Source organism: Sphingomonas sp. Sph1(2015) (assembly GCF_001970915.1).
Classification (GTDB): Bacteria; Pseudomonadota; Alphaproteobacteria; order Sphingomonadales; family Sphingomonadaceae; genus Sphingomonas; species Sphingomonas parapaucimobilis.
The window spans coordinates 19384-40012 of sequence record NZ_MQUI01000005.1; the positions used below are offsets into that span (position 1 = coordinate 19384).

Annotated in this window: 24 protein-coding genes and 1 pseudogene; 8 read left to right on the top strand and 17 right to left on the bottom strand. The window is 62.1% G+C overall.

The features are described 5' to 3' along the window. Window positions 1–6: 6 nt before the first annotated feature. Window positions 7–453, bottom strand: a pseudogene (locus tag BSZ14_RS20270) (hypothetical protein); the annotation flags it as partial. Next, window positions 453–1628 carry a hypothetical protein gene (locus tag BSZ14_RS03275; protein ID WP_076709780.1) on the bottom strand — a complete coding sequence of 392 codons (1176 nt, stop codon included), beginning with the start codon at window positions 1626–1628 and terminating at the stop codon, window positions 453–455. The pseudogene BSZ14_RS20270 and the gene BSZ14_RS03275, both read right to left, overlap by 1 nt. 168 nt (window positions 1629–1796) lie before the next feature. Here BSZ14_RS03275 and BSZ14_RS19205 point away from each other — a divergent pair, with 168 nt between their 5' ends. From BSZ14_RS19205 to BSZ14_RS03290, 3 genes are read left to right on the top strand one after another with little or no spacing between them, the layout of a single operon-like run. Next, the gene (locus BSZ14_RS19205) at window positions 1797–2204 is read left to right on the top strand and encodes a hypothetical protein (RefSeq protein ID WP_139330278.1); all 408 of its coding nucleotides are present in this window, start codon (window positions 1797–1799) and stop codon (window positions 2202–2204) included. Beyond that, entirely contained in the window at window positions 2201–2713 is a 513-nt protein-coding gene (locus tag BSZ14_RS03285) for a helix-turn-helix domain-containing protein (protein ID WP_083748069.1), read from the top strand. Before BSZ14_RS19205 ends, BSZ14_RS03285 begins: the two co-directional genes overlap by 4 nt. Window positions 2714–2744: 31 nt before the next feature. Then, complete coding sequence (locus BSZ14_RS03290; RefSeq protein WP_076709783.1) at window positions 2745–3245, top strand: hypothetical protein; 501 nt, start codon at window positions 2745–2747, stop codon at window positions 3243–3245. A 43-nt stretch (window positions 3246–3288) separates the two neighbouring features. Here BSZ14_RS03290 and BSZ14_RS03295 read toward each other — a convergent pair whose 3' ends face one another. Next, a complete protein-coding gene (locus tag BSZ14_RS03295) occupies window positions 3289–3678 on the bottom strand; it encodes a type II toxin-antitoxin system VapC family toxin (protein WP_076709784.1) in 390 nt (129 codons plus the stop codon). After that, the gene (locus tag BSZ14_RS03300; protein WP_076709785.1) at window positions 3675–3917 is read right to left on the bottom strand and encodes an AbrB/MazE/SpoVT family DNA-binding domain-containing protein; all 243 of its coding nucleotides are present in this window, start codon (window positions 3915–3917) and stop codon (window positions 3675–3677) included. The genes BSZ14_RS03295 and BSZ14_RS03300 overlap by 4 nt, the downstream gene beginning before the upstream one ends. A gap of 179 nt (window positions 3918–4096) precedes the next feature. Here BSZ14_RS03300 and BSZ14_RS03305 point away from each other — a divergent pair, with 179 nt between their 5' ends. From BSZ14_RS03305 to BSZ14_RS03315, 3 genes are read left to right on the top strand one after another with little or no spacing between them, the layout of a single operon-like run. Continuing rightward, window positions 4097–5347: a hypothetical protein gene (locus tag BSZ14_RS03305; protein ID WP_139330280.1), complete on the top strand. Its 1251-nt coding sequence runs from the start codon at window positions 4097–4099 to the stop codon at window positions 5345–5347. Further along, window positions 5344–6411, top strand: coding sequence for a site-specific integrase (locus tag BSZ14_RS03310; RefSeq protein WP_076709787.1), 1068 nt, complete (start codon window positions 5344–5346; stop codon window positions 6409–6411). Before BSZ14_RS03305 ends, BSZ14_RS03310 begins: the two co-directional genes overlap by 4 nt. A gap of 56 nt (window positions 6412–6467) precedes the next feature. Continuing rightward, window positions 6468–8483, top strand: a complete 2016-nt coding sequence (locus tag BSZ14_RS03315; RefSeq protein ID WP_076709788.1) for an ATP-binding protein — start codon at window positions 6468–6470, stop codon at window positions 8481–8483. Between the two features lie 50 nt (window positions 8484–8533). Here BSZ14_RS03315 and BSZ14_RS03320 read toward each other — a convergent pair whose 3' ends face one another. From BSZ14_RS03320 to BSZ14_RS03330, 3 genes are read right to left on the bottom strand one after another with little or no spacing between them, the layout of a single operon-like run. Beyond that, window positions 8534–9034 carry a hypothetical protein gene (locus BSZ14_RS03320; protein WP_076709789.1) on the bottom strand — a complete coding sequence of 167 codons (501 nt, stop codon included), beginning with the start codon at window positions 9032–9034 and terminating at the stop codon, window positions 8534–8536. Next, entirely contained in the window at window positions 9027–9845 is an 819-nt protein-coding gene (locus BSZ14_RS03325; protein WP_076709790.1) for a hypothetical protein, read from the bottom strand. The genes BSZ14_RS03320 and BSZ14_RS03325 overlap by 8 nt, the downstream gene beginning before the upstream one ends. Window positions 9846–9848: 3 nt before the next feature. Beyond that, window positions 9849–10028 (bottom strand): hypothetical protein, encoded by a 180-nt coding sequence (locus BSZ14_RS03330; protein ID WP_158069161.1) that lies wholly within the window; start codon window positions 10026–10028, stop codon window positions 9849–9851. Window positions 10029–10316: 288 nt separating this feature from the next. Here BSZ14_RS03330 and BSZ14_RS03335 point away from each other — a divergent pair, with 288 nt between their 5' ends. Next, complete coding sequence (locus tag BSZ14_RS03335; protein WP_076709792.1) at window positions 10317–10796, top strand: hypothetical protein; 480 nt, start codon at window positions 10317–10319, stop codon at window positions 10794–10796. 98 nt (window positions 10797–10894) lie between these two features. On the opposite strand, the gene BSZ14_RS03340 is transcribed toward BSZ14_RS03335, so the two are convergent. The 8 genes from BSZ14_RS03340 to BSZ14_RS03370 form a co-directional block, all read right to left on the bottom strand. Beyond that, window positions 10895–11545 (bottom strand): glycoside hydrolase family 11 protein, encoded by a 651-nt coding sequence (locus BSZ14_RS03340; protein WP_198930442.1) that lies wholly within the window; start codon window positions 11543–11545, stop codon window positions 10895–10897. A 151-nt stretch (window positions 11546–11696) separates the two neighbouring features. After that, a complete protein-coding gene (locus BSZ14_RS03345; protein WP_083748070.1) occupies window positions 11697–11987 on the bottom strand; it encodes a cytochrome c maturation protein CcmE domain-containing protein in 291 nt (96 codons plus the stop codon). A 97-nt stretch (window positions 11988–12084) separates the two neighbouring features. Beyond that, window positions 12085–12822 (bottom strand): heme ABC transporter permease CcmC, encoded by a 738-nt coding sequence (gene ccmC / locus BSZ14_RS03350; protein ID WP_241823617.1) that lies wholly within the window; start codon window positions 12820–12822, stop codon window positions 12085–12087. 441 nt (window positions 12823–13263) lie between these two features. Continuing rightward, window positions 13264–13593: a DMT family transporter gene (locus tag BSZ14_RS03355; RefSeq protein WP_076709793.1), complete on the bottom strand. Its 330-nt coding sequence runs from the start codon at window positions 13591–13593 to the stop codon at window positions 13264–13266. Between the two features lie 94 nt (window positions 13594–13687). Further along, window positions 13688–13810: a hypothetical protein gene (locus BSZ14_RS20150; protein ID WP_274533635.1), complete on the bottom strand. Its 123-nt coding sequence runs from the start codon at window positions 13808–13810 to the stop codon at window positions 13688–13690. Window positions 13811–13834: 24 nt separating this feature from the next. Further along, entirely contained in the window at window positions 13835–14269 is a 435-nt protein-coding gene (gene ccmE / locus BSZ14_RS03360) for a cytochrome c maturation protein CcmE (protein ID WP_076709794.1), read from the bottom strand. A gap of 97 nt (window positions 14270–14366) precedes the next feature. Continuing rightward, complete coding sequence (gene ccmC, locus BSZ14_RS03365; protein ID WP_241823618.1) at window positions 14367–15107, bottom strand: heme ABC transporter permease CcmC; 741 nt, start codon at window positions 15105–15107, stop codon at window positions 14367–14369. 319 nt (window positions 15108–15426) lie between these two features. Continuing rightward, on the bottom strand, window positions 15427–16341 hold the full coding sequence (locus BSZ14_RS03370) for a hypothetical protein (RefSeq protein WP_076709795.1): 915 nt from the start codon (window positions 16339–16341) through the stop codon (window positions 15427–15429). A 556-nt stretch (window positions 16342–16897) separates the two neighbouring features. Between BSZ14_RS03370 and ndpC the strand changes: the two genes are divergently transcribed. Then, window positions 16898–18916: a 6-hydroxypseudooxynicotine oxidase gene (ndpC, locus tag BSZ14_RS03375; RefSeq protein ID WP_083748071.1), complete on the top strand. Its 2019-nt coding sequence runs from the start codon at window positions 16898–16900 to the stop codon at window positions 18914–18916. 37 nt (window positions 18917–18953) lie between these two features. Here the strand turns inward: ndpC and BSZ14_RS03380 are convergent, their stop codons facing one another. Then, a complete protein-coding gene (locus BSZ14_RS03380) occupies window positions 18954–19658 on the bottom strand; it encodes a TetR/AcrR family transcriptional regulator (RefSeq protein ID WP_076709797.1) in 705 nt (234 codons plus the stop codon). A 53-nt stretch (window positions 19659–19711) separates the two neighbouring features. Then, complete coding sequence (locus BSZ14_RS03385; protein WP_241823619.1) at window positions 19712–20524, bottom strand: alpha/beta fold hydrolase; 813 nt, start codon at window positions 20522–20524, stop codon at window positions 19712–19714. Window positions 20525–20629 lie beyond the last annotated feature (105 nt).

Genomic DNA, 20629 nt, shown 5'->3' on the forward strand with positions numbered 1-20629 from the left:
GGCCGGCTCCCAGCCTTGTACAGGGTCGATCAGATGATTGACCGCAGCCTTGCGCAGCCAGACGGCGACCTGTTCGAGGAGATGGAACACGCCATACTCGACCAAGCCGAACTGCAGAAAAAATTCATCCTGATCGCCATCGACAAGGCATGGCCTGGGCGGTGCGTCAGCGCCGCCCGGGTGAAGATGAGGGAAGTTGCGCGGAAAGTCGGCGCGAAGTCGCACTTGGGGAGAGCGCCAGGGATATTTAGACGGGATGCGCAGCGTAACGGGCTCAACGATCCGGACGCCGGTGTCGCTGATCCCATCCGCCTGGCAGTGGAGGGGCATCTCAACCCTCAGATCGATGCGAACCTCATCATCGCCGATGACTTCGCCACCGACGAATTCCGGGTGGCATGTCGCCACCCGGAGGATGTCATCGCCCGGTGATCCTGATCTCGGGGAGGCCATCAGGCGCGGCCGTGCGGCCGTGCCTGTGCCGCCGTCGCGCCGATCCCCAACGCCGTTGCTGCCGCCTTGCCGGCATTCTTGACGGCCTTGACGATGCCGCTGGCACCGATCTCGTAGCGCAGCGGCTGCTGTTCATCCTCCCAAACATCGGTGACGCACCGGAAGCGATCATCTTTGCCCTCAACGATCGAGATGTACTCGCGCTTGGCGCGATCGCTCGGCGGATCGGCATCCTCAGGATCGATATGCTCGCAGCTGGCGACGATAACGGCGCCTTTGCGGATTTGCGCCAACGCGGTGCGGGCGCTCTCACATACCTCGGCGTCCTCTCCCCAGGTCGAGTAGCTGTCATAGCTCAGGCTATGCCAGGAACAGTGGTGCGGTGCCTGCAGGATATCGTAGCTCAGCCAGTCGGCATGCGCTGCCCCATGCTTATCCCACAGGCGTTCCCAGATCGCCACCTCCGCGTCTCCGCCAGTCAGGAAGCGGCACTTGTCGGCATACCCGGCCCCGCGGATCGAAAAGCGCAGAATGACTGACGACCGGTTTTTCGCCAGCAGCTCCACCAGTTCTTCATCGTCGCCTTGCGGCATTGGAGCCAGGAGACGAGCTTCAAAGGCGCCAGCGGTGACGCGGTTGAGGCTGGACACGACATCGTCGGTCTTTACGACGATCCCCAAGATGTCATCGGTCTTACCCTTGATGTCCTCGCCCAAAATCTGGATACGATCGCCCTCGATCCCGATCGCCTTGGTAGTACGATACAGCGCTACCCGGCGCCGGGCTTCTTTTGCCCAGGCCTTGGCATCGTCACACAGCGTGTGCGTCATCGATGCCCGCCGAAACACGATGGGCGACGACCACACCTCGCGGATCAGGATCTTGTCGTCGGCCTTGACCCAGTCGTCGGGCGGCCCAAGGTGGAAGTGCTTCGACAGGCCACAGATATGGTCCTTGTCGGGATGGGTGTTAAGAAAACCATCGACGAAGAGCCGGCCCTTCTCGTCGCGCTTCAGTTGCTCGCGCAGCAGGCTCATGACGTCGGGTGTGTCATCATCCGGGTCGTCGGCACCCTTGCGGATGTGGATATCGATCAGCAGCGTCTGATCGTTGTCGAACCGCAGCAGCGTCATGTCGCCATTGCAGACCGGGTAAAACGTGATGGCAGCCGTCATTGTGTCGTGTCCTTCCTACCTGAACCCTGACACGAACACGTCCCCGAATGGCCGCGCCAGCTTTAGCTATATGTTAAGCATGCCATCGAGATTCAAGACGTCCAATCGTGACAAGAATGATAGTGGACGCGTTCGAGCTTAACACGTACCTTAAGTGATGAGGTGCAGATGGGCTCAGCCGAGCGATCACCAGCCGAGCATGCCGAGGTGCGGGTCGATGGGCCTCGGCGCTGCATCGCGATGCGTGCCAGTGACTGGGCGCGGTTGCACCATGCCATACCTGTGACGGTGTTCGCACGGCTGATGGGGCTGTTCCGCCGGTTCTGTAATGGCTGTGATCATCTCCCTGAACAGGCCTTTCGACGCGTAGCGGGTGACCAGCATGGTCGTCTGGAGGAGTTTATCGCGACCGACATTCAGGTGGTCGGTCGTCGTGGCACTGACGAGGCGCGTCAGACATTTTTCGTAACAGAGGTGCGTATTGCCCGCGCGGTGGATCCGGTTCTCCAGCCAGTCGCGGCGCTGCAAGCGATGCTGCCCCTCGAGATAGTTGTACAGAAGGAGCGTGAACGATGACCGAAATAGGAGCGGGCATAATGGCAGGCAGCGCGGTAACGTGCGATGCCGACACGCTTGCCGTCGAACTCGCAGAAGCGGAATTCATTGTTGCGGTTCAGTCGGAAATACAGCGCGTAATGAACGAAAAAGGCCTTCGTGCTCGTGATTTATCGAAGCGATTGAATGTCTCTGAGGCGAGAGTCAGTCAGATGTTTGGCGAGCAGGCCAAAAACCTGACTATTCGAACCATCGCAAAGATATTTTATCATTTAGGTCAGAGTCCTGTCCTCACGACACAATGTCAGCTAGAAAATATGGTTGCTCTTGCGCGAGGTGACGCTGCGGACAGTGATCAGCACTGGACGGTTTCGGGGCTCATCAACGATATTCAGATTGGCTCAAACATCATCGTAACGCATGATGACACTGCCGTGGCGTCGCCAGATCGCGGCCGTTTGGTGGATCGTTGGGCGCGGGCTGAAGAAGCTGATACCCGACGCCCTCGCCGGTTTGCGGTTGCGGGTTAGGATCCAGACCTTGCCCCAAGATGCCGCAAGCATGGACCCCAGCGTCTACAATAGCCTGGTTGCACGCGCGCACCTGCGCAGCATTCGTATGACCACGAGCGAATTCGATATGAAGCCCGAGGCGCTGGATCTCGATCCTGACGCATGGCGCAACAATGTCGTTGCGGGCGTGCTCGACAGTTTCCTCGAACATGAGAACGGCTCGCTTTATGGCGTTTTCAGCTTCAAGGTCGTTTGCCGCTACGGTCGCAAGCGCGTTCTGTCGATCGGTGCGACCTATCTCGCCAGTTATCGTATCCAAGGCGCTTGTGACGAAGGTGCATGCGAGCTTTTTATCGAGCGGGTCGGCAAGGTCGCGACGTATCCCTATTTCCGCAGCCTGGTCGCGATGCTGACCGGGCAAGCCGGGCTTATGATGCAGCCATTACCGGTGCTGAGCTTCGCGCCTCGATCAATCGATTCAGCGGCGGTCCTCGAGCAAGGATCGCAGACTGTGGGCACGCCCAAACGTCGTCGTCTGCCTGCCAAGTAAACGAGTTGTGGGGATGCGGCGATACACGCCGCATCCCTATCGGTCAGCGAATTACCACGACCTTGGCACCGGCATCGCTCGCGATGTCTTTCCATGTCTTGTCGGCGGTATAGGCTGAGACGCCGAGCTGCCTCGCCAGCGCGAGGCAAAAGCGATCACCCAGCGACAGTCCGGCTGACGCGGTCTCCGCCCGTAAGCTGCCCGCCTCCCAAGCCAGCGCGTCGTCGACCGCGACAACGCTATAGGGAAGGGCGCCCAGCATGGCGCGAACCTCGTCAAGTGGCGCGCCGAGTTCAACGAAGTGGCTGACGACCTCAGCGTGATTGATCGCACATACGGAAGCATTGGCGATTACGCCGGCAACCTTGCTGGCCCCGCGCTCGCCTCTTAGCAGGGCGAGGATCGCTGAGGCATCGAGAACGACATGGGTCATTCGCCGCTCTCCTCACGCCGGGCCGCCAGAAAGTCATCGACCGACGCGCCGGGCTGCTGGACATAGCGTTTGGCAATTCCTTGCGCCTTGGCCACAGCCTGTTCGACCGTGCGGAGGATAACGCCGTCAGGCGTTTCTTCGACCAGAACCGCGCCGCCATTCTCAAGCCCCAGACGCTTGCGAATGCCCACTGGCAGGCTCATGCGCCCATTCGGTGTAATGTTGACCTGTAGCGTCATATGACAGCATCCGCATGATATGGTATGGAAAGCCACGTATGGCCTGACAGTCGGTAAAGGGCGAGGGGCATGTGCGTGTCGCTATCCAACCCACCAGCCACAATAGTTACTAGCGATAAGCCTGATTCCTGCTAGCAACACCACTCAGCACAAAAGGCGCTCGTGACGGAGCCGAAACAGTGATCAAGGACGTGCCAACGCCAGATGATTTCCATGATGCAGGCGTCAATCTGCTGCATCTGGCGTGGACGATCACGATGGATGCGCAACAAGCGTTGCAGGTTGGCATCGGTGCTGGCGGCGACGCCGAGGCGGCTGATGAATATTGGCAAAGCGTGCAGCCGGCGCTCGCCAACGCCTACAGCCTGATCCAGCAGGGCATGGAACTCGGGCTCAAGGGACGGATCGCGCGCGTGTCGCCGTACCTGCTGCTTGGTGATCCCGGTGAGTGGGCACCAAAGGGTGCCAAAGGATCGGCGTCCTTTGGCGAATTGCCGAGCCTTGAGGCGTCGAAGCTCGTGGCCGTGCATAATAGCGTCGTGGCGCCGGCACTCGAGCCCGCGTTCAACAGCTTCTGGACGGCGGTCCGCAAGGATCGCAATCAGATCATGCATTCTGCCCCGAGCGTGACCTTCACCGCAGGCAAGGTGATCCGCACCATCCTGCTGGCAGCCAACGCGCTCTTTGCCGAGAAATCATGGGTCGATCGCTTGTACGCCGTGGAAGGGGCGAGCAAGTTTGCGATCTTCGGTCTGGATGATCACGTTTATAGCGCAGTCGTCGGGCAGGTGGCGTGCGCGATCGGCTTCCTCTCACCGGCAGAAGCCATCGCCCTCTTCGGGTACGACCCCAGGCAGCGCGCCTATCTGTGCCCCGCCTGCTTCGAGGCGACGCCGCCCGATTACGCGATCAATCTGCCCAAACTCGCGCAGTTCAGGCGTAAAGAACCGGGGGAGACGGAACTACACTGCGTCGTCTGTGCCACCACGACGACCGTTGATCGTAGCGACTGTGTGTACCCTGAGTGCGTCGGCAATGTTATCGCCGCTGGCCGTTGCCTGACCTGCGATGATAAACAGGATGAACACCTCGCGATCAACGGTCCGGTGAACGATGGACAGGGTGACGCCGTTTATGGCTATGACTTTATCTTCAGTCGGCCAAGCGGACGATCGCGGCCGGAATTCCTGATGCATCATCAGCGCGAGGACGACGATGACCATGCCATCGCGTTTGGTGAGCGGGCGATAACCGCTGCGCATCTCATAAGCTGGACCAGTGTTTCCATCTTTGAGCAGACATCCGGCACCTTTCCCTTTGGAGATGGCGGCCGTCAGCGACCGCTTGGTCATTGGCTGCGTCACGACGGCACAGTGTCATGGCACCAGGACATGACAATCTACGACCCTGCGCGTGATGGTCCGGTATGACCGGCGATGATGACCGCGACGACGCTTACGCACAAGGAAGCCGCGCTGTCGTCTCTGCGGACCTAATCCTCGGGCAGCCGCCTTCGCGCACCTTGCTATCCCCCGAGCTGGATCGGGGGGACCGCGACCGCGTCGACCATTTCCTCAGCCGTGCGTCGGCCGATGCAACCTTGCGCGCCTATCGATCGGACTGGCGGCTGTTCACCACATGGTGCGACGCGCGCGGCTACCCGGCGCTTCCCGCGTCGCCCATCGTCACCGCGGCATTCCTGAGCGAACTTGCGAGCGACGGTAGCGCGTATTCCAAAGGGCGACCGTTATCCAAGTCATCGATCGGGCGTCGGCTCGCCGCGATCGTGTTTGCACATCGTGCGGCCGAGTTGGAACCGCCGACGACGCAAGCCGGTGCTGCCGCGCTCGATCGGGTCATGCGGGGCATTCGCAACGCAAAACGTAGCGATCGCCCAGCCAAGAAGCGGCCAGCGGACAGCGACGTTCTGCGCGACATGGTGCGCCATATCACCGGCTCGACCCTCATCGACTACCGGGATCGCGCCTTGCTGAGCATCGGCATGATGGGCGCATTCCGGCGCTCCGAGCTTGTCGCGATCGAGGTTGGCGATGTCGCCGAGGACCCGCGAGGGCTGCTGGTCACCATCCCCTTTTCGAAAGGGGATCAGGAGGGCAGGGGGCAGACTGTCGCGGTCCTCGACGGCCGGCGCATGGAGCCTGTGCGCCACTATCGCGCCTGGTTGGACGCAGCCGGCATCACCGAAGGCCCGGTGTTCCGACGGCTCACGCCGCACGGCCGCCTGACCACCAAACCGCTCGGGCCGCAAACCGTGGCTCTGGTGGTCAAGGCGCGGGCAGCGGCGGCCGGCTATGATCCGACGCTGTTCTCAGGCCACTCCTTACGGGCAGGCTTTTTGACAGAGGCAGGCCGGCATGGTGCCAATTTGTTCAAAATGAAAGAACACAGCCGGCATAAGTCGCTCGAGATGCTCAGCGAATATGTTCGTGATCAGGAGGCGTTCCGGAACCATGCGGGCGAAGGGTTTGCCTGACGGTCTGGGTTGGCGTTGGAGAGGATGTCGCATAGGCATCGTTAGAAGGGGGCGCTGTGAAGACCGACACATCTGATGACTTCCAGTTCAGCCTGGCCGGGCGCGTCCGCAATCTTGGGTTCGCACCATCACCGCTGAACGCGCTGTTCCCCTTATTCGAGGCGATCGCCAACGCGTTCCATGCCATCGAAGCCAGGTGGGATCGCGAGGCGGCAGCCAAGGGGGTCATCACGGTGACGATCCTGCGCAGCACCTCCGACGACGAGAACCCACCGGTTACCGGTTTCCTGATCGAGGACAACGGGATCGGGCTGAACATCGACAACTGGCGGGCATTCCGCACGGCGGACACCGCCAGCAAGATCAGCCGCGGCGGTAAAGGCGTCGGTCGACTGTCCTGGCTGAAGGTGTTTCAGAATACGCACGTCAACAGCAGCTTCACCGAAGGCGGTGCAACGCTGCACCGCTCCTTCGACTTCGCGGTTGCCCAGAATGACACCAGCCCGCTGATTGGCCATGAGCTGCGGCCGGCGGGGTCGAGTCCGACGGTGGGCACGAAAGTCAGGCTCGAGCCGTACGTTCAATCCTATAGCGCGCATTGCCCGCGCAAGGCCGACACGATCGCGGCCCACATCATCGGTCACTTCCTGCGCAACTTTGCCAGTTATGAAGTGCCGTCGTTCACGCTTGTGGATCGCGCCGAGCGCATCAGCCTGCTCGATTTCTATAGCGGTGCTGTGGAGTCTGACACGCCAGAGACATTGAAGGTCGCCCTTGAGCCCGGGGAGGAACCGATCTTTGTCGATATGTACCACATCCTGCTCAACAAGGGGCTTCGCCTGCACGATGGCGGCAAGCACTGGAACCTCTACGTCGGTGACGGGCGCGTTGTTCGGGACGAGAAGATCGATAACCAACTAGGGCTTGGCTACATCGGGGAAAATGGTGAATCAGTCTATATCGGCCTGGTGTCTGGCGACTATTTGAACGGCCACGTCAACCAAGAGCGCACCAACTTCACCTTCCGTGAAGACGATTACCGCAGCCTGCATCAAGCGGCGGTCGATGCCGCTAAACGACATCTGGCGCCCTACATCGAACAGGTGCGCACCAAGCAGGCCAGTATAACGCTGCGCGTTGTGAGGGAGAATCCGCAATTTCTGAGCGTTGCCAGTAATATTCCCGGTTTTGTCGAGGAGCACCTCTCGCTCAATGCGAAATCCGAAGAGGATATTTACATTGAGTTGGCGCGCCAACGCCGGCGTAAGCAGCGCGAAACAAAGCGCGAGATCAAAGCACTATCTGCCGGCAACGCTAGCGAGGTGGATGACCGGGTGCAGAAGGTGGCCAGCGCAATCAATTCCGATAAGAAGGCGTCGCTGGCGGAATACGTCGTCAAGCGTAAGGAGATCCTGGATCTCCTCGACAGCTCTTTGGCGTACGTCGATCCGGAACAGCGGAACTATTTACGCGAGGAGATCGTCCACGATCTCATCATCCCGATCCGCTCTGACGGCGAAGCGCTCGACTACGAAGACCATAACTTGTGGATACTCGATGACCGGCTGGCCTTCTATTCGTACCTCAAGTCCGACAAGCCGTTCAGTACCTTCCTGACGGAGAGCACGAGTACGCGTGAACCTGACGTTGCAATGGTGTTCGATCGCTCATTGGCGTTCGACCGCGAGGGGACCGACGAGCCGATCGTCATTGTCGAGTTCAAGCGGCCTGGCCGCACGAGCTATGGCCCTGCCGACAATCCGGTGACACAAGTGCTGGAATATGTGAACATCATGCGGAATGGGGGCGCATTCAAAGATCGCACCGGCAAGTTCCGTAAGCCGATTCCGGCCAGCACTAGGTTCATCTGCTTTGTCGTGGCGGATTTTACCCCGAAGCTGGTCGAGGTTGTCTCTATGTCGATCGCGCAAAATAAAAGCGCGGACGGGGAGGGGTATTTCGGTTTCTCGCCGATCCACAACGCCGTCGTTGAAGTTCTGCCCTATAACAAGCTGCTCCATGACGCCCGGCTGAGAAATGAGGCCTTTTTTGCCAAGCTTGGGCTTAACTAGTCGCGTCTGACTACGGACAAACGTCGACCAACGCCGCTACGTTTCTTACATCAGTTTGGAAGAGCTTCGGGTGGCACTACCGTCTCCGGTGGTGTGTACAGCTGGTCCCGAGCGGAACGAACCACGTCGTTCACATACTCAGGCCATGGGCCAGCATCTGGCGGCAATGCGGCTTCTTCCTGTCGATCGCGCAGGCGGTTGCGGATTGTGCGGGCAGCGGTGCGGGTCGCCTCGTTGTCATCGAGCCAGGCACCGCAGCGAACCCGCCAGTTGACGTATCGCGGAGCGAAAACCAGGAAGATCAAGGTCCCGACGTCGATGCCGTAGTCGCCCAGCAGCAGGATAGGAATAGTAGCGACAGCGAATGCCTGACCCAGCGCCCAGCAGGAACGGCGACGGCGAAAGCCGTTCTGAACCAGCGTCGTCGGCCACCACGGGCCTGCGATAGCCCATGCCGCGAGCGCAACCGACAAACCGGTCAACACCATGCTGCCGATAAACACGATCCATACCAGCACCCTAGAGGCCGTGAAGATCAGGAAGTCACCCATGCTGGCGCTGCGTATCAAGGTCGCGCAACTCGCGCAGCAAATCCGTGGCAGGGGCCGAGACCACGATGTCGTGAATGACCTTCTGATCGAGGCTGATAATGCCCCCTACAGGGCGTTCTGTGTAGCGAACTAGCGCAGGCTCGCTGGATGGCGCCCAACGCCGCGACGTGCCGGGCTTTAGTTCGAAGAGAAAACGAGCAGGAGATGCAAGGCTGATGCTCTGCGTCTGGCCATCGCTGCTTTGACGGATGTCGGCGACCACGCCGCGATAGCCAACCCCCAACCCATCATGCTGGAGATCGGTCAGCACATATGCTATCGGACGGTGACCGTGCTGCGTCGGCTTGATGATGTGCGTGTAGGCCCAGCCATGGCCACCGAAGTCCCACCCTTCGGTCGCGACATCGAGCGCATCGTCTGCCATCAGCATGATGATCGCCAATGTCGAGAAAATCGGTGCGCAGATTCCAAGTACCAGATCATTGCCGCCTAGGGCGGCCGCCTTAGGTCCACCTTGGGCGATGATCAGCAACGTGCCGATCGGATTGACCGCAGGGGTTCGATACAGTGCCGGCAGAAAGCGGCTCACGTCGACCAAAAGCGATTGCACCAAACCAATAGCGAGCCCGGTCAGGAGATGCGCGATTAGGGAAACGGCAACCCCGATGGCCAACACGCTTAAGGCGTTTACCGGCAAATCCGGGCGCGCAACGGCGTATCGACGGGCGCGCGTATTCCAGAGCAGGATCGCGAAAAAGCCAGGGAGAAGGATCGCAACGCCGGTGACAACGGCCAGCGTCAGTGAGAACAAAGCTCAGGCCTCGATCAATTTCCGCTTACCGGTTGCCTGATCAATGACCATCTTAGGGCGCTTGCCCGCAGCCTTCATAGCTTTCAGCTCCCGCTCAAGGCGTAACATGTCGTCGTAACCGCCGAGCTGCCACGCGATCGAGGCAGTCTCTTGCTGTTCACGAGGGGTCAGAACAGTGGCCACACATCCAACATAGGGACGTAATCCTTCCGCGTCCATGGGGAGGCCCATAATCGGCATGCCGAGCAGCGGCAGCGCTTCAGAGGGCTTGATATGTAGTCCGGCATTTTGCCTTTTATAATTGCGCCGTGGCTTGCCTCACTGCTGGGAAGAAACTCTGATGGGGGGCGAAGGCCGTTGGCTGTCAGAGTCATCTGTCCTCGTGAGGTATGATAAAGCCGTACCTGTAAGGCTACCTCAATCGGGTGAGGTCGAGGCGACATTCTCGAACTAATCCGGCTACCTCGCGGGTTGCAGCCGGACTACAAGACTTTTGCCGACTTCCGTTGCAGCAACCGGGGTGCATTCAAGGCGGTGTTCCGCGCCTTCGTCGTCCTGTGCCGCAAGCTGGACCTGTTCGGGCGCGAGTTGCTGGCGGTGGATGGCACCCGGCTCACAGCAGTGAACAATTCGGAACGCAATTTCTCTCGCGACAAGCTGACCAGATACATGGCGGTGGCCGACGAGCGGATCGAGGGATACCTGACCGAACCGAACGCCATCGACCGCGGCGAGGATAGCAGATGGCCCGGTCACTGCGAGACGGTGGCGGCGAAGATCGCAAAGGTGCGTGAGCAGCGACAGGTGCAAGCGGCGATGCTGGAGCAGCTGACCGCCAGCGGCGAAAGCCAAATTTTTGCTAAAGGAACCCGGTGCAAGTGCAATGGTGACAGGTCAGAACCACGGTCGGCTACAACGCACAGTTGGCGGTCGATGCGAAGCACAAGTTGATCGCCGAGCAGCACGTTACAAATGCAGTGACCGACATCGGTCTACTCGCATCCACCTCCGGGGCGGTCAGGCCAGACGACAAGTCAAATTGAAGGTCGTCAACGTGGCGCATGACCCCGCTGGTCCCATAGCCTTACCGCTGACGCGCCGGTGCTGCCGAAACCCTCTGTCGCCAACACCTGATAATCGAGTGAGCCCAGCGTCATCCCCGCCCGTCGCCAAGCAGCGACATGATTGGCCAACGTGATGATGCTGTCGCGCCTGATCGGGCGGCGTTCGGTGCGGACGCTCCAATACTGATCGAAGGAGGCGGTGCCCGAGATCGAGGGCTGCTCGATCCGGCGCATGCGGTAGATGCGGTATGTGCCACCGTCGCTTTGCACGGTACCTAGCGGCACCGCGCTCGGGCCAGGAGGTGTAAAATCGCCCCAATTGTCCACCACGTAATACTCGACCAGGGGACTTTTCGACCAGCCATATAAGGTCAGGTAGCCGTTCGAGCCAGGGTTGAAACGCCCGGCACGGTAGCCGACAATGCGATCGGCAGAGCCTCGGCGCCAGCCGCGACCTGCGACTAAGTTGTCTTGTGACTCGAGCGCCCATTCCACCTGGTAGCTGCCGTTTGAGGCGAGTGTAAGACAACCTTCGCCCCTGTCGTGCCAGAAGGTGTGAAACAGCCCGTCGCGATCACCTGTCACGTTGCGGCAGATAGTCCCGTCGTCACCAGCAGCAGTGAGGAGGAGTGCCATGCACGGCAACCATGTGGTCGGCCTCATCAGTTACTCCCTTCTATAGTGTTAATAGATGACTACTTTTACGCGCGGCGGAGGAAGCCGGCAATTAGCTACAATCCTTATATTGCAACACGAGCTGGCCCTCGGCTACTACGCCGGAGCGTTCTTAAAACAGGTCAGGGACAATGCCGGCGTAAGTCACCGGGGTGGTCGCGATGCCGTCGCCGACGACGAAGTGGACGGTGACGCGATCCGCTCCGCGCCGGATGGAGTCGGCCGGGACCATGCCGCCGGGGCGGACGGCGCGCCCGAGGGGCCGTCCCTGTTTTCGTACATCGGAGGGCGCATAGATGAACGACCCTTGGTTCTTCAGCGCCGACATGGCGAGCAGCGCCGCGGCGGCAACAGCAGCTATGCCTAGCAGTGCCAGAATCAATCTTTGATATTTGGCCTTCATCTCTCGGTGCGCTTCATAGCGACGTAGCTGAGCAGCGTCAGTACTGCGGCGGCGCCGAGCGCGATCGCATATGCAGCGATGACGAACGGCCAGGCGTTCACGGCTGCACCATCCGCTTCAGTCGTGCTTCCGCCTTGAGTCGCGCGAGCGTCGTCCGCATCCGCATCCGCACTATTGCCGCGAAAAGCAGCGTGAAGCCGGTCAGGGTGAACCCCAGAGGCCACAGGATGCTGCCGGCGATGCTAGACTTGGTCAGGCTGATCGAGGGTCCCTGATGAAGCGTATTCCACCAGATCACCGAATAGCGGATGATCGGCAACAGCGCGGTGCCGGCGATGCCGTAGAGTGCCGGGATCCTCCCGTCGTCGCCCCGCTCGTCATCGGCGCGGGCAAGCGCCATATAGCCGCAATAGACGAAGAACAGCAGCAGCATCGAGGTCAGCCGCCCGTCCCACTGCCACCACGTCCCCCAGGTCGGCCGTCCCCAGATGGAGCCGGTGACGAGGCACACCGCAGCGAACACCGCCCCCGGCAGCGCGATCGCCCACGCGGCGACCGCGGCGAGCGGGTGGCGCCAGATGAGAAAGGCGATGCTGCTCGCCGCCAGTCCGCTCCACCCGCCCATGCCGAGCCACGCCGCAGGCACATGGACGTAGAGGATGCGGACGCTGTCGCCCTGTAGATAATCGGGCGGCGTCTGCGTCAGTCCCGTCCAGCAGCCGATCGCAAGCAGTACGACGCCGGTCCACAGCAGCAACGGCGTGACGGGACGTGCAAGGGCGAGGGAATGCGCAGGATTGGCAAGGGCGTGGAGACTTGGCACGGCTGCAAGCATGATAGGCGGCTTTCTCGGCAACGTCAGCCATCTCGTAGTAGCCGCACAACATGGATGACTTTGCCCCTCGACGAAGATGGACCGTCTTCACGGTCCGGTATCGGTGGTGGTCGTGCAATGAGGTGCGGCTTCCACCCGCCAAAGGCATCCGATTGGGACGACCCATCGACCGCGGCCACCGTCGGTTCGGGGGGAATGGCGCTATGACTGTACACCAGATCGCGGACTCGGTAATCGCGCCGGCATACGGTTCCTCGCCAAATACGTGTTTCAGGAAGCCTCGCGCTCCCGCCCGTTTAGCGTTCACCAAGAAACGGCTTGACGCTACGAAGGCAAATGGTGCCGTCAGATGGCGGCCACTCACCGTACATCGCCATGCATGCCGAAGCAGCCAGAGCCTCCGATGCGAGTGGCTTGGGCCGACCAGCCGTTGACGTGGCATCAGTGTCCGTTAGTCGCTGAGAACACGTTCATCACGACGACGCCGCAGACGATCAGGGCCATGCCTGCGATGGCCCCCGCGTCCAGCTTCTGTCCTTGGACGATCCACGCGATCGTGGCGACCAGTACGATGCCCACTCCCGACCAGATGGCGTATGCGACTCCCGTGGGAATGGTGCGCAGCGCAAGCGACAGGGAGTAGAAGGTTACGAGATAGCCTACGGTCATGACGATGGTCGGTACGGGACGCGTGAACCCCTCCGACTGCTTCAGGAACGACGTGGCGATCACTTCGCCGATGATCGCGACCGCGAGGTAGATGTAGTTCATCGGCCCGGCCTAGGCGGGCCGTTCGTTGCCCGCAATGCGCTGGCTCAGCTTCCCTTCGAAGTTGGCTTTCAGCTGGGTTCGCGTGTCGGAGGCCTCACGCGCCAGCGCGCTGCACGATCGCGATCAGCCGCACCGCGGCGATCGGCTCGGCGTGATCGCAGGCGAGGCCGAGCACCGCAATCGGCGGTTGCAGCGCGCGAGCGCAGCGGTGAACCACGGCGCGGCAAGCCCCCTTCGACGATCATGGCTCGAGGGTCTTGGTTTCGTGCATCTTGCCCGCCACTTCGGGGGGCATGTACTTCTCGTCGTGCTTGGCGAGCAGGTTGGTCGCGGTGAAGCTGCCGTCGCCGTTGAACTGACCCTCGGCCACAACGCCGGAGCGTTCGCGGAACAGGTCCGGGGTGATGCCGGCAAAGGTCACCGGGGTGGTCGCGATGCCGTCGCCAACGACGAAGTGGACCGTGACGCCATCCGCCCCGCGCCGGACGGAGCCGGCCTGGACCATGCCGCCGAGGCGGACGGCGCGGCCAAGGGGCAGGCCCAGTTTCCGTACATCGGAGGGCGCATAGAAGAACGACGCCTGGTCCTTCAGCGCCGACATGGCGAGCAGCGCCGCGGCGACCACAGCAGCGACGCCTAGCAGTGCCAGCGTCAGTCGTTGATGTTTGGCCTTCATCTCTCTGTGCGCTTCATGGCGACGTAGCTGAGCAGTGTCAGCACCGCGGCGGCGCCGAGCGCGATCGAATATGCGGCGATGACGAACGGCCAGGCGTTCACGGCCGCGCCATCCGCCTCAGTTGTGCTTCTGCCTTGAGCCGGGCGAGCGTCGTCCGCATCCGCATCAGTACTATCGCCGCGAAAAGCAGCGTAAAGCCGGTCATGGTGAAGCCCAGAGGCCACAGGATGCTGCCGGCGATGCTCGACTTGGTCAGGCCAATCGAGGGTCCCTGATGAAGCGTGTTCCACCAGATCACTGAATAGCGGATGATCGGCAGCAGCGCAGTGCCGCCTATGCCGTAGATTGCTGGAATGCGGCCGTCGCCGCCGCGCTCCGCATCGGCGCGGGCAAGGGCCATGTAGCCGCAGTAGACGAAGAACAGCAGCAGCATCGAAGTCAGCCGCCCGTCCCATTGCCACCACGTCCCCCAGGTTGGGCGCCCCCAGATCGAGCCAGTGATCAGGCAGACCGCTGCGAACACTGCGCCGGGCAGCGCGATCGCCCGCGCTGCGACGTTGGCGAGCGGGTGGCGCCAGACGAGGAACGCGATGCTGCTGATCGCCAGCCCGCTCCAGCCGCCCATGCCGAGCCACGCCGAGGGGACGTGGATGTAGAGAATGCGGACGCTCTCGCCCTGCAGATAGTCGGGCGGCGTCTGCGTCAGTCCCCCCCAGCCGCCGATCGCAAGCAGTACGACGCCGGCCCACAGCAGCAACGGCGTGACGGGACGTGCAAGGGCGAGGAAACGCGCAGGATTGGCAAGGGCATGGAGGCTCGGCACGGCTGCGAGCATCATAGGCGGCTATTTCGGCAACGTCATCCATTGTCGTAGTGGCCGCACGACATGGATGACTTCACCCATCGACGAAGATGGACCGGTTCCACAGTTCGGTATCGGTAGTGGCCATGCCATGAGGTGCGGATTCCATCCGCCGAAGGCGTCCGGACGGGACGACCGCATCCACGGTCGCCCCCGGTTCGGGGGGAACGGCGCTACGAGCGACCGGGAGATCGGTCCGGTCGACCAGCGGCTGGAATTTAAGTCGATGAGGCCGCGAGGAGGGGCGTGGAGCGTCGGCGAAGGTTCTCGTCTGGAAGCACCGCCGACGCCGCTCCTAGTCCAGCCTGCCGGTCAGCAACAGGTGCCGAACGTCGTCAGAGGTCTGGTTGACGGCGCCCAGCCGTTCGATGAGCTGCGCGGCGCGACTGCCTCTCAAGCCGGCCAATGTCAGCTTCTTGTCCCGTACGTAGGTGTACATGCCGCTTACCGCAAAGGCGGTGACGTGGCCGATATGCTCCCTCTGTCCGTCGATTGTGTGATGGAAGCCGTCGGATGCGAAGAAGCTCCGCCGTGCCAGCGGTGTGGCGAAGGTCAGATCCAGAACCACCAGGCGCTCCCGTTCCGAGGGAACGGTGTGCGCCACGTCCGGCGCTGGCGGTGCGGGATCGGCGTTGTCATACGCTTCGGGCACATGCAGTCGGACGCGCAGCAGTGCCGGATCAGCAGCAAGCCTTGCGGCGAATTCCGCCATGAACGCGGCAAATCCTTTCGGATCCTTGTCACCCGGTCCGAAATGGACGTGCATCCGGTCGAAGGCGTCATTGCCGTTGGGGATGGGGTCGGCGATCCTGTCGATCAGCGTCTGCGATCCTCGTGGAAGCGAGTAGGCGACCGTAGCGGCGAACACGTTCTGTTCGTCGGAGAACAATACGGATGACGCCTCGTTGAAGACGGCCTGATCGGCAGCGTCGGCGAACCCGATCTCCACTCCTCCATCAAGCACGTAGTCGGGGAAAGGCAGCACTCCTTCCTGTCTCGGCCACAGGTGCGCGTCCTGCTCGCGATCGAGATGGTACTGGACGTACCAGGCCAAGCCCGGGACCCGTGAGCAGAGAGGCCCGTGCACGTCGCGCCAGTAGGTCGCGAATACCTCGTGAGGCACCTGCGGCCGCTTCGAGACTGTCGTATACGTGTTGACGGCGATGCCGTCGTCGCGGGACGCGTGATCGGTGCGTCTGTCTTGGGTCATGGCAGTCCTCACATTGGTCATGTTCGGGATGAGGCGGCCGGCGCATCGCTCGAACGGAGAAGAGAACGCTTCGTCAGTGTGTTGAAACGCCGGAGCCGGGCTTGCGGCTCTTCGACATGTCCATCACTGCCCCAATGGGCCGATCGGCATCGTCTCGCCTGCCGAAGCAGACCGGTTGAGACCGGGTCGGCTGGTGGCCTTCGCACTCTGATGCGACGCCGAGGCTCAGCCTCAAGTGCCATCTGCTTTTCGACCACCTGCATTGTGCCGTCCAAAGCGCGTCCGACCGAGGCAGTCGGCGATGCGGCCCTAGGTACACAGCCGACGGAAGACGCCATCGTTGACGATCTTGACGATGACGAGCAACCACCCTGCACCCGTCAACCGGCGCCGCAGGGGTTCACGGGGTGCTGTTTTATGGCCGCTTTCCATACTCGGCTCCGTGCGCAATGCCTTAGTATGCGGCTGGTCCATCCGACTCCGGCGGGGATGGACGAACCGCCGACTTACGAGGTCGGGAAATCCGCTCCCAAGCGAGCCGCCGGCGGAGTTATAGATGCGCGATCCTAGATACGACATCCTTTTCGAACCAGTGCAGATCGGTCCCGTCCGGACGAAGAACCGTTTCTACGTGGTTCCCCACGCGACCGCTATGGGCATGACCGCACTCGAAGAGATGATCGCGTTCCGCAAGGTTCGGGCCGAGGGCGGCTGGGGCGTCGTCTGTCTCGAAGAGACGATGATCCATGAGACCTCCGATCACGCGCCCCTTCCGGATCCGCGCATGTACGATGACAAGTACATCGAGCCGCTCTCCCGGGTCGTGGCGGCGGTGAAGGAGCATGGCGCCCTGGCGGGCGTCGAACTCGCGCACGCGGGCGCCTCGGGGCCGGCGATCTATCACCGCGAGCATCCGCTGTCGCCGACCACCAAGTACCCGCACTACTTCTACAACCCGATCGCCGCCAGGTCGATCGACCGCCAAGACATCCTCGACTTCCGCCGCTGGTACCGCGACGCGGCGATCCGCGCGAAGAAGGCGGGCTTCGACATCGTCTACGTGTACTGCGCGCACAACCTGTCGCTTCTCCAGGACTTCCTCGACAGCGGCGTGAACAAGCGAAACGACGAATACGGCGGAGTGTTCGAGAACCGGGTGCGCCTGCTTCGCGAAACGCTGTCGGACGTCAAGGACGCGGTCGGCGACACGTGCGCGGTAGCGGTTCGCTTCGCAGTGGAGGAGAGGCGCCGAGCTTCGAGCATCACCGCCCTTGAGGACGGCCGACGCGTCGTCGAGGCTCTGGCCGATGTTCCCGATCTCTGGGACGTGAACGTCAGCGACTGGGCGTGGGACAGCGGAAGCAGCCGCTTCTTTGAGGAGGGGCAGCAGGAGCCCTTCATCGACTTCGTGAAGAAGGTCACCAGCAAGCCCGTGGTTGGGGTTGGCCGCTTCACTTCGCCCGACGCGATGGTGAGCCAGATCAAGCGCGGCGTGCTCGACCTGATCGGAGCCGCGCGGCCGTCGATCTCCGATCCGTTTCTTCCGAACAAGATCGATGAGGGACGCCAGGACGACATCCGCGAGTGTATCGGCTGCAACGCGTGCACCGCCGAGGTCATGACCTCGTCGCGGATCCGTTGCACCCAGAACCCGTCCGCGGGAGAGGAGCATGTCAGTGGCTGGCATCCTGAGAAGGTGCCTGCGGCGCACGATCCGAACGCATCGATCCTCGTCGTCGGCGGCGGACCGGCTGGCTTGGAGGCGGCTCATACGTTGGCCAAGCGTGGCTACCAGGTGTCGATCGCCGATGCGGGAAGCGAGTGGGGCGGTAGACTCGTGCGCGAGCGCAGACTGCCGCGGCTGAGCGCCTGGGGCCGCGTGGTCGACTACCGGGTCGGTCAGCTGCAGACGATGCCGAACGTCAACATGTACCTCGACAGCCCGCTGGGCGCCGACGACATCGCCGGCTTCGAGGCGGATCACGTGATCGTCGCCACGGGTGCGAAGTGGCGGGGTGGCGGCGTCGGGCGCCATCATGACGAACCGATCCCCGGTCAGGATCTTCCCCACGTCCTCACGCCAGAGGACATCCTTGATGATCGACTGCCGCAGTCCGGAAGCGTCGTGGTCTACGACGAGGACTACTACTACATGGCCGCCGTCGTGGCCGATCGCCTGGCCAAGGCGGGGTGCAAGGTCACCTACGTCACGACCGCAAGCGATCCGTCACCGTGGACGCACAACACCCTTGAAATGGTCCACGTGATCAACTCGATGAACGAGGCAGGAATCTCGATCGTCGTGGGAACGTCCATCGCGTCGATCTCGGAGGGCTCCGTGAAGGTGAACCGCCTGCTTGACGGCGCGGACAGCGAGATCGCCGCAGATGCGGTCGTGCTGGTGACGGGACAGGTGTCTGAGGAAGGCCTGTATCATCAGCTGGTGGAGAAGCGTGAGGCGGGCCTCATCCGTTCGGTCGAGCGGATCGGCGACTGCCTTGGTGCCGGGCAGATCGCCCAGGCGACGTACGACGGCAGGAAGGCGGGCATGCGCTTCGGAACGACGACCAAGTGATCGATCAGGAAGGCGGGGCTGCGCCCGGCCTTCCTTTTCAGGGATTGGGAGCCTGGATGCCGGCGGTGAGGAATTCGACCATGTGGTCGAGCATCTCGTCCTTGGAGAGCTGCAGTATCTTGCCCTCCGTCAGATCCTCGATGCGGCCTAGGTCGTTCAGCATGAAGAGGTAGGTGCCGACGAGGAACGCCATGCGAAGTCCGATGGTGCGTTTCGATATGGCGGGCAGCACTATGCTGAGGGCATCGACGTAGCGCTTGACGGAGGCGTCGTAGACCTCGCGTCGCAACCGGAGCGCGTGCTCCTCCGGCTCGGCGTGAAGACGAGCCTGCAGGCGTACGAAAGCAGCGCCCGCCTCGCCGCTGTACTTCAGATCCCACTGTGGCTGAAGGTATGCGCGGATGATGGACTTCACCGTCAGCGGTTCGCCGCTATCCAAAAGGCGGTCGAGAAGCACATGCCGGTGACCCGAAAGCAGGCCGCCGCGTCGCCGGTAAACCTCGTCGAACAGCTGCTGCTTGCTGTCGAAGTAGTAGCGGATGAGCCCTTGATTGACGCCTGCGCGATCCGCGATGTCGCGGATGCTGATACCGGCGTATCCACCTTCCGCAAACGCGATCTCCGCCTTGTTCAAGATCGTCTCGCGGTGGTTGCCGTCCTTGCGCGGGCGGCCCGGCCTGCGCGCCGTCTCCGGTACGCTCTTCTCCTGCGCCTCCTCGGCGTCGATCACTTCGGCTTCCATCCACCCCGTTCCACATCGTCGCTAGCAGCAGACATTAGCGGGGAACGCGCTGGCTAGGAAGTGACCTGTCCCCTGTCGTTCCGGACGTTGCGGTCAAGCCAGTGGATCACGAGCTCGGCGATCTCGCCGCTGTTGCTCTCGCTCATCAGCATGTGTCCGTTTCCGGTGATCCCGTACTGTTCGAGGAGGATGTGCTCGAAGACCGGCGCGCGGACGCGGAGGAAGTCGGCCGCGAGGGCATTCGTCTCCCGCATCCAGGTGGCCTCGCCCGTGACCACTGCGACCGGTCGATCGAAGGGATCATGGCGCCCATGGTAGGACGTCGGAACCAGACCGTTGTCGAAGGTGCCCAATGGATGGACCATGCCGGGGTAGCCGAATGGTTCCGCTGCGACCACGGCCGCAACGTTCTCGCCGCCTAGGGCCGTCAGCGCCCAACCGCACGGCGCACCCATCGAGTGGCTCACAATGATCGTCGGCCCGGTCGTCCGGAACAGCTGTTCCGCGATGGCTTCCACGTGGCGCTGGCTGGATGCGAGACTGGCGGCCATCGGACCCTGGCCCGCCATGAAGCGATCTCCGGAGAGCGGATCGGCCGGCCATCGGTTGTGCGCGACGGCCTCCTTCCACAAACCGTGCTTCTCCGGCTCGATGAAGCGCGAGTAGAGCGCCTCGTAGTCTGCAACTGGTGCAATGGGCCCGAGGACCCGATCGTTCCAGTGAGATCGTCCATGGCCCGGCCGATCGAGGACGAAGGTTGCGTAACCAGCACGCAGGAAGCTGTGCACCCACCCTGGCCGGCCGTCCGGCGTGCTGATGAAATCCGCGCCCTGACCGCCGCCGCCGTGCACGAGGAGTACTGACAAGGGGCGGCGATCCACCGGGATGAACCATTGGACGTAGGCGTTTATGCCGGATGAGACATGACCGCCAGCCGCAACCGGGCCCGACGTCAGGAAGGTACCGCCGAA

What these genes read in the sequence shown, in the direction of transcription:
- BSZ14_RS03275 (WP_076709780.1), bottom strand. Translation starts at nt 1,628, where the DNA reads ATGACGGCTGCCATCACGTTTTACCCGGTCTGCAATGGCGACATGACG.
- BSZ14_RS19205 (WP_139330278.1), top strand. Translation starts at nt 1,797, where the DNA reads ATGGGCTCAGCCGAGCGATCACCAGCCGAGCATGCCGAGGTGCGGGTC.
- BSZ14_RS03285 (WP_083748069.1), top strand. Translation starts at nt 2,201, where the DNA reads ATGACCGAAATAGGAGCGGGCATAATGGCAGGCAGCGCGGTAACGTGC.
- BSZ14_RS03290 (WP_076709783.1), top strand. Translation starts at nt 2,745, where the DNA reads ATGGACCCCAGCGTCTACAATAGCCTGGTTGCACGCGCGCACCTGCGC.
- BSZ14_RS03295 (WP_076709784.1), bottom strand. Translation starts at nt 3,678, where the DNA reads ATGACCCATGTCGTTCTCGATGCCTCAGCGATCCTCGCCCTGCTAAGA.
- BSZ14_RS03300 (WP_076709785.1), bottom strand. Translation starts at nt 3,917, where the DNA reads ATGACGCTACAGGTCAACATTACACCGAATGGGCGCATGAGCCTGCCA.
- BSZ14_RS03310 (WP_076709787.1), top strand. Translation starts at nt 5,344, where the DNA reads ATGACCGGCGATGATGACCGCGACGACGCTTACGCACAAGGAAGCCGC.
- BSZ14_RS03320 (WP_076709789.1), bottom strand. Translation starts at nt 9,034, where the DNA reads ATGGGTGACTTCCTGATCTTCACGGCCTCTAGGGTGCTGGTATGGATC.
- BSZ14_RS03340 (WP_198930442.1), bottom strand. Translation starts at nt 11,545, where the DNA reads ATGGCACTCCTCCTCACTGCTGCTGGTGACGACGGGACTATCTGCCGC.
- BSZ14_RS03345 (WP_083748070.1), bottom strand. Translation starts at nt 11,987, where the DNA reads ATGAAGGCCAAATATCAAAGATTGATTCTGGCACTGCTAGGCATAGCT.
- ccmC (WP_241823617.1), bottom strand. Translation starts at nt 12,822, where the DNA reads ATGCTTGCAGCCGTGCCAAGTCTCCACGCCCTTGCCAATCCTGCGCAT.
- BSZ14_RS03355 (WP_076709793.1), bottom strand. Translation starts at nt 13,593, where the DNA reads ATGAACTACATCTACCTCGCGGTCGCGATCATCGGCGAAGTGATCGCC.
- ccmE (WP_076709794.1), bottom strand. Translation starts at nt 14,269, where the DNA reads ATGAAGGCCAAACATCAACGACTGACGCTGGCACTGCTAGGCGTCGCT.
- ccmC (WP_241823618.1), bottom strand. Translation starts at nt 15,107, where the DNA reads ATGATGCTCGCAGCCGTGCCGAGCCTCCATGCCCTTGCCAATCCTGCG.
- BSZ14_RS03370 (WP_076709795.1), bottom strand. Translation starts at nt 16,341, where the DNA reads ATGACCCAAGACAGACGCACCGATCACGCGTCCCGCGACGACGGCATC.
- ndpC (WP_083748071.1), top strand. Translation starts at nt 16,898, where the DNA reads ATGCGCGATCCTAGATACGACATCCTTTTCGAACCAGTGCAGATCGGT.
- BSZ14_RS03380 (WP_076709797.1), bottom strand. Translation starts at nt 19,658, where the DNA reads ATGGAAGCCGAAGTGATCGACGCCGAGGAGGCGCAGGAGAAGAGCGTA.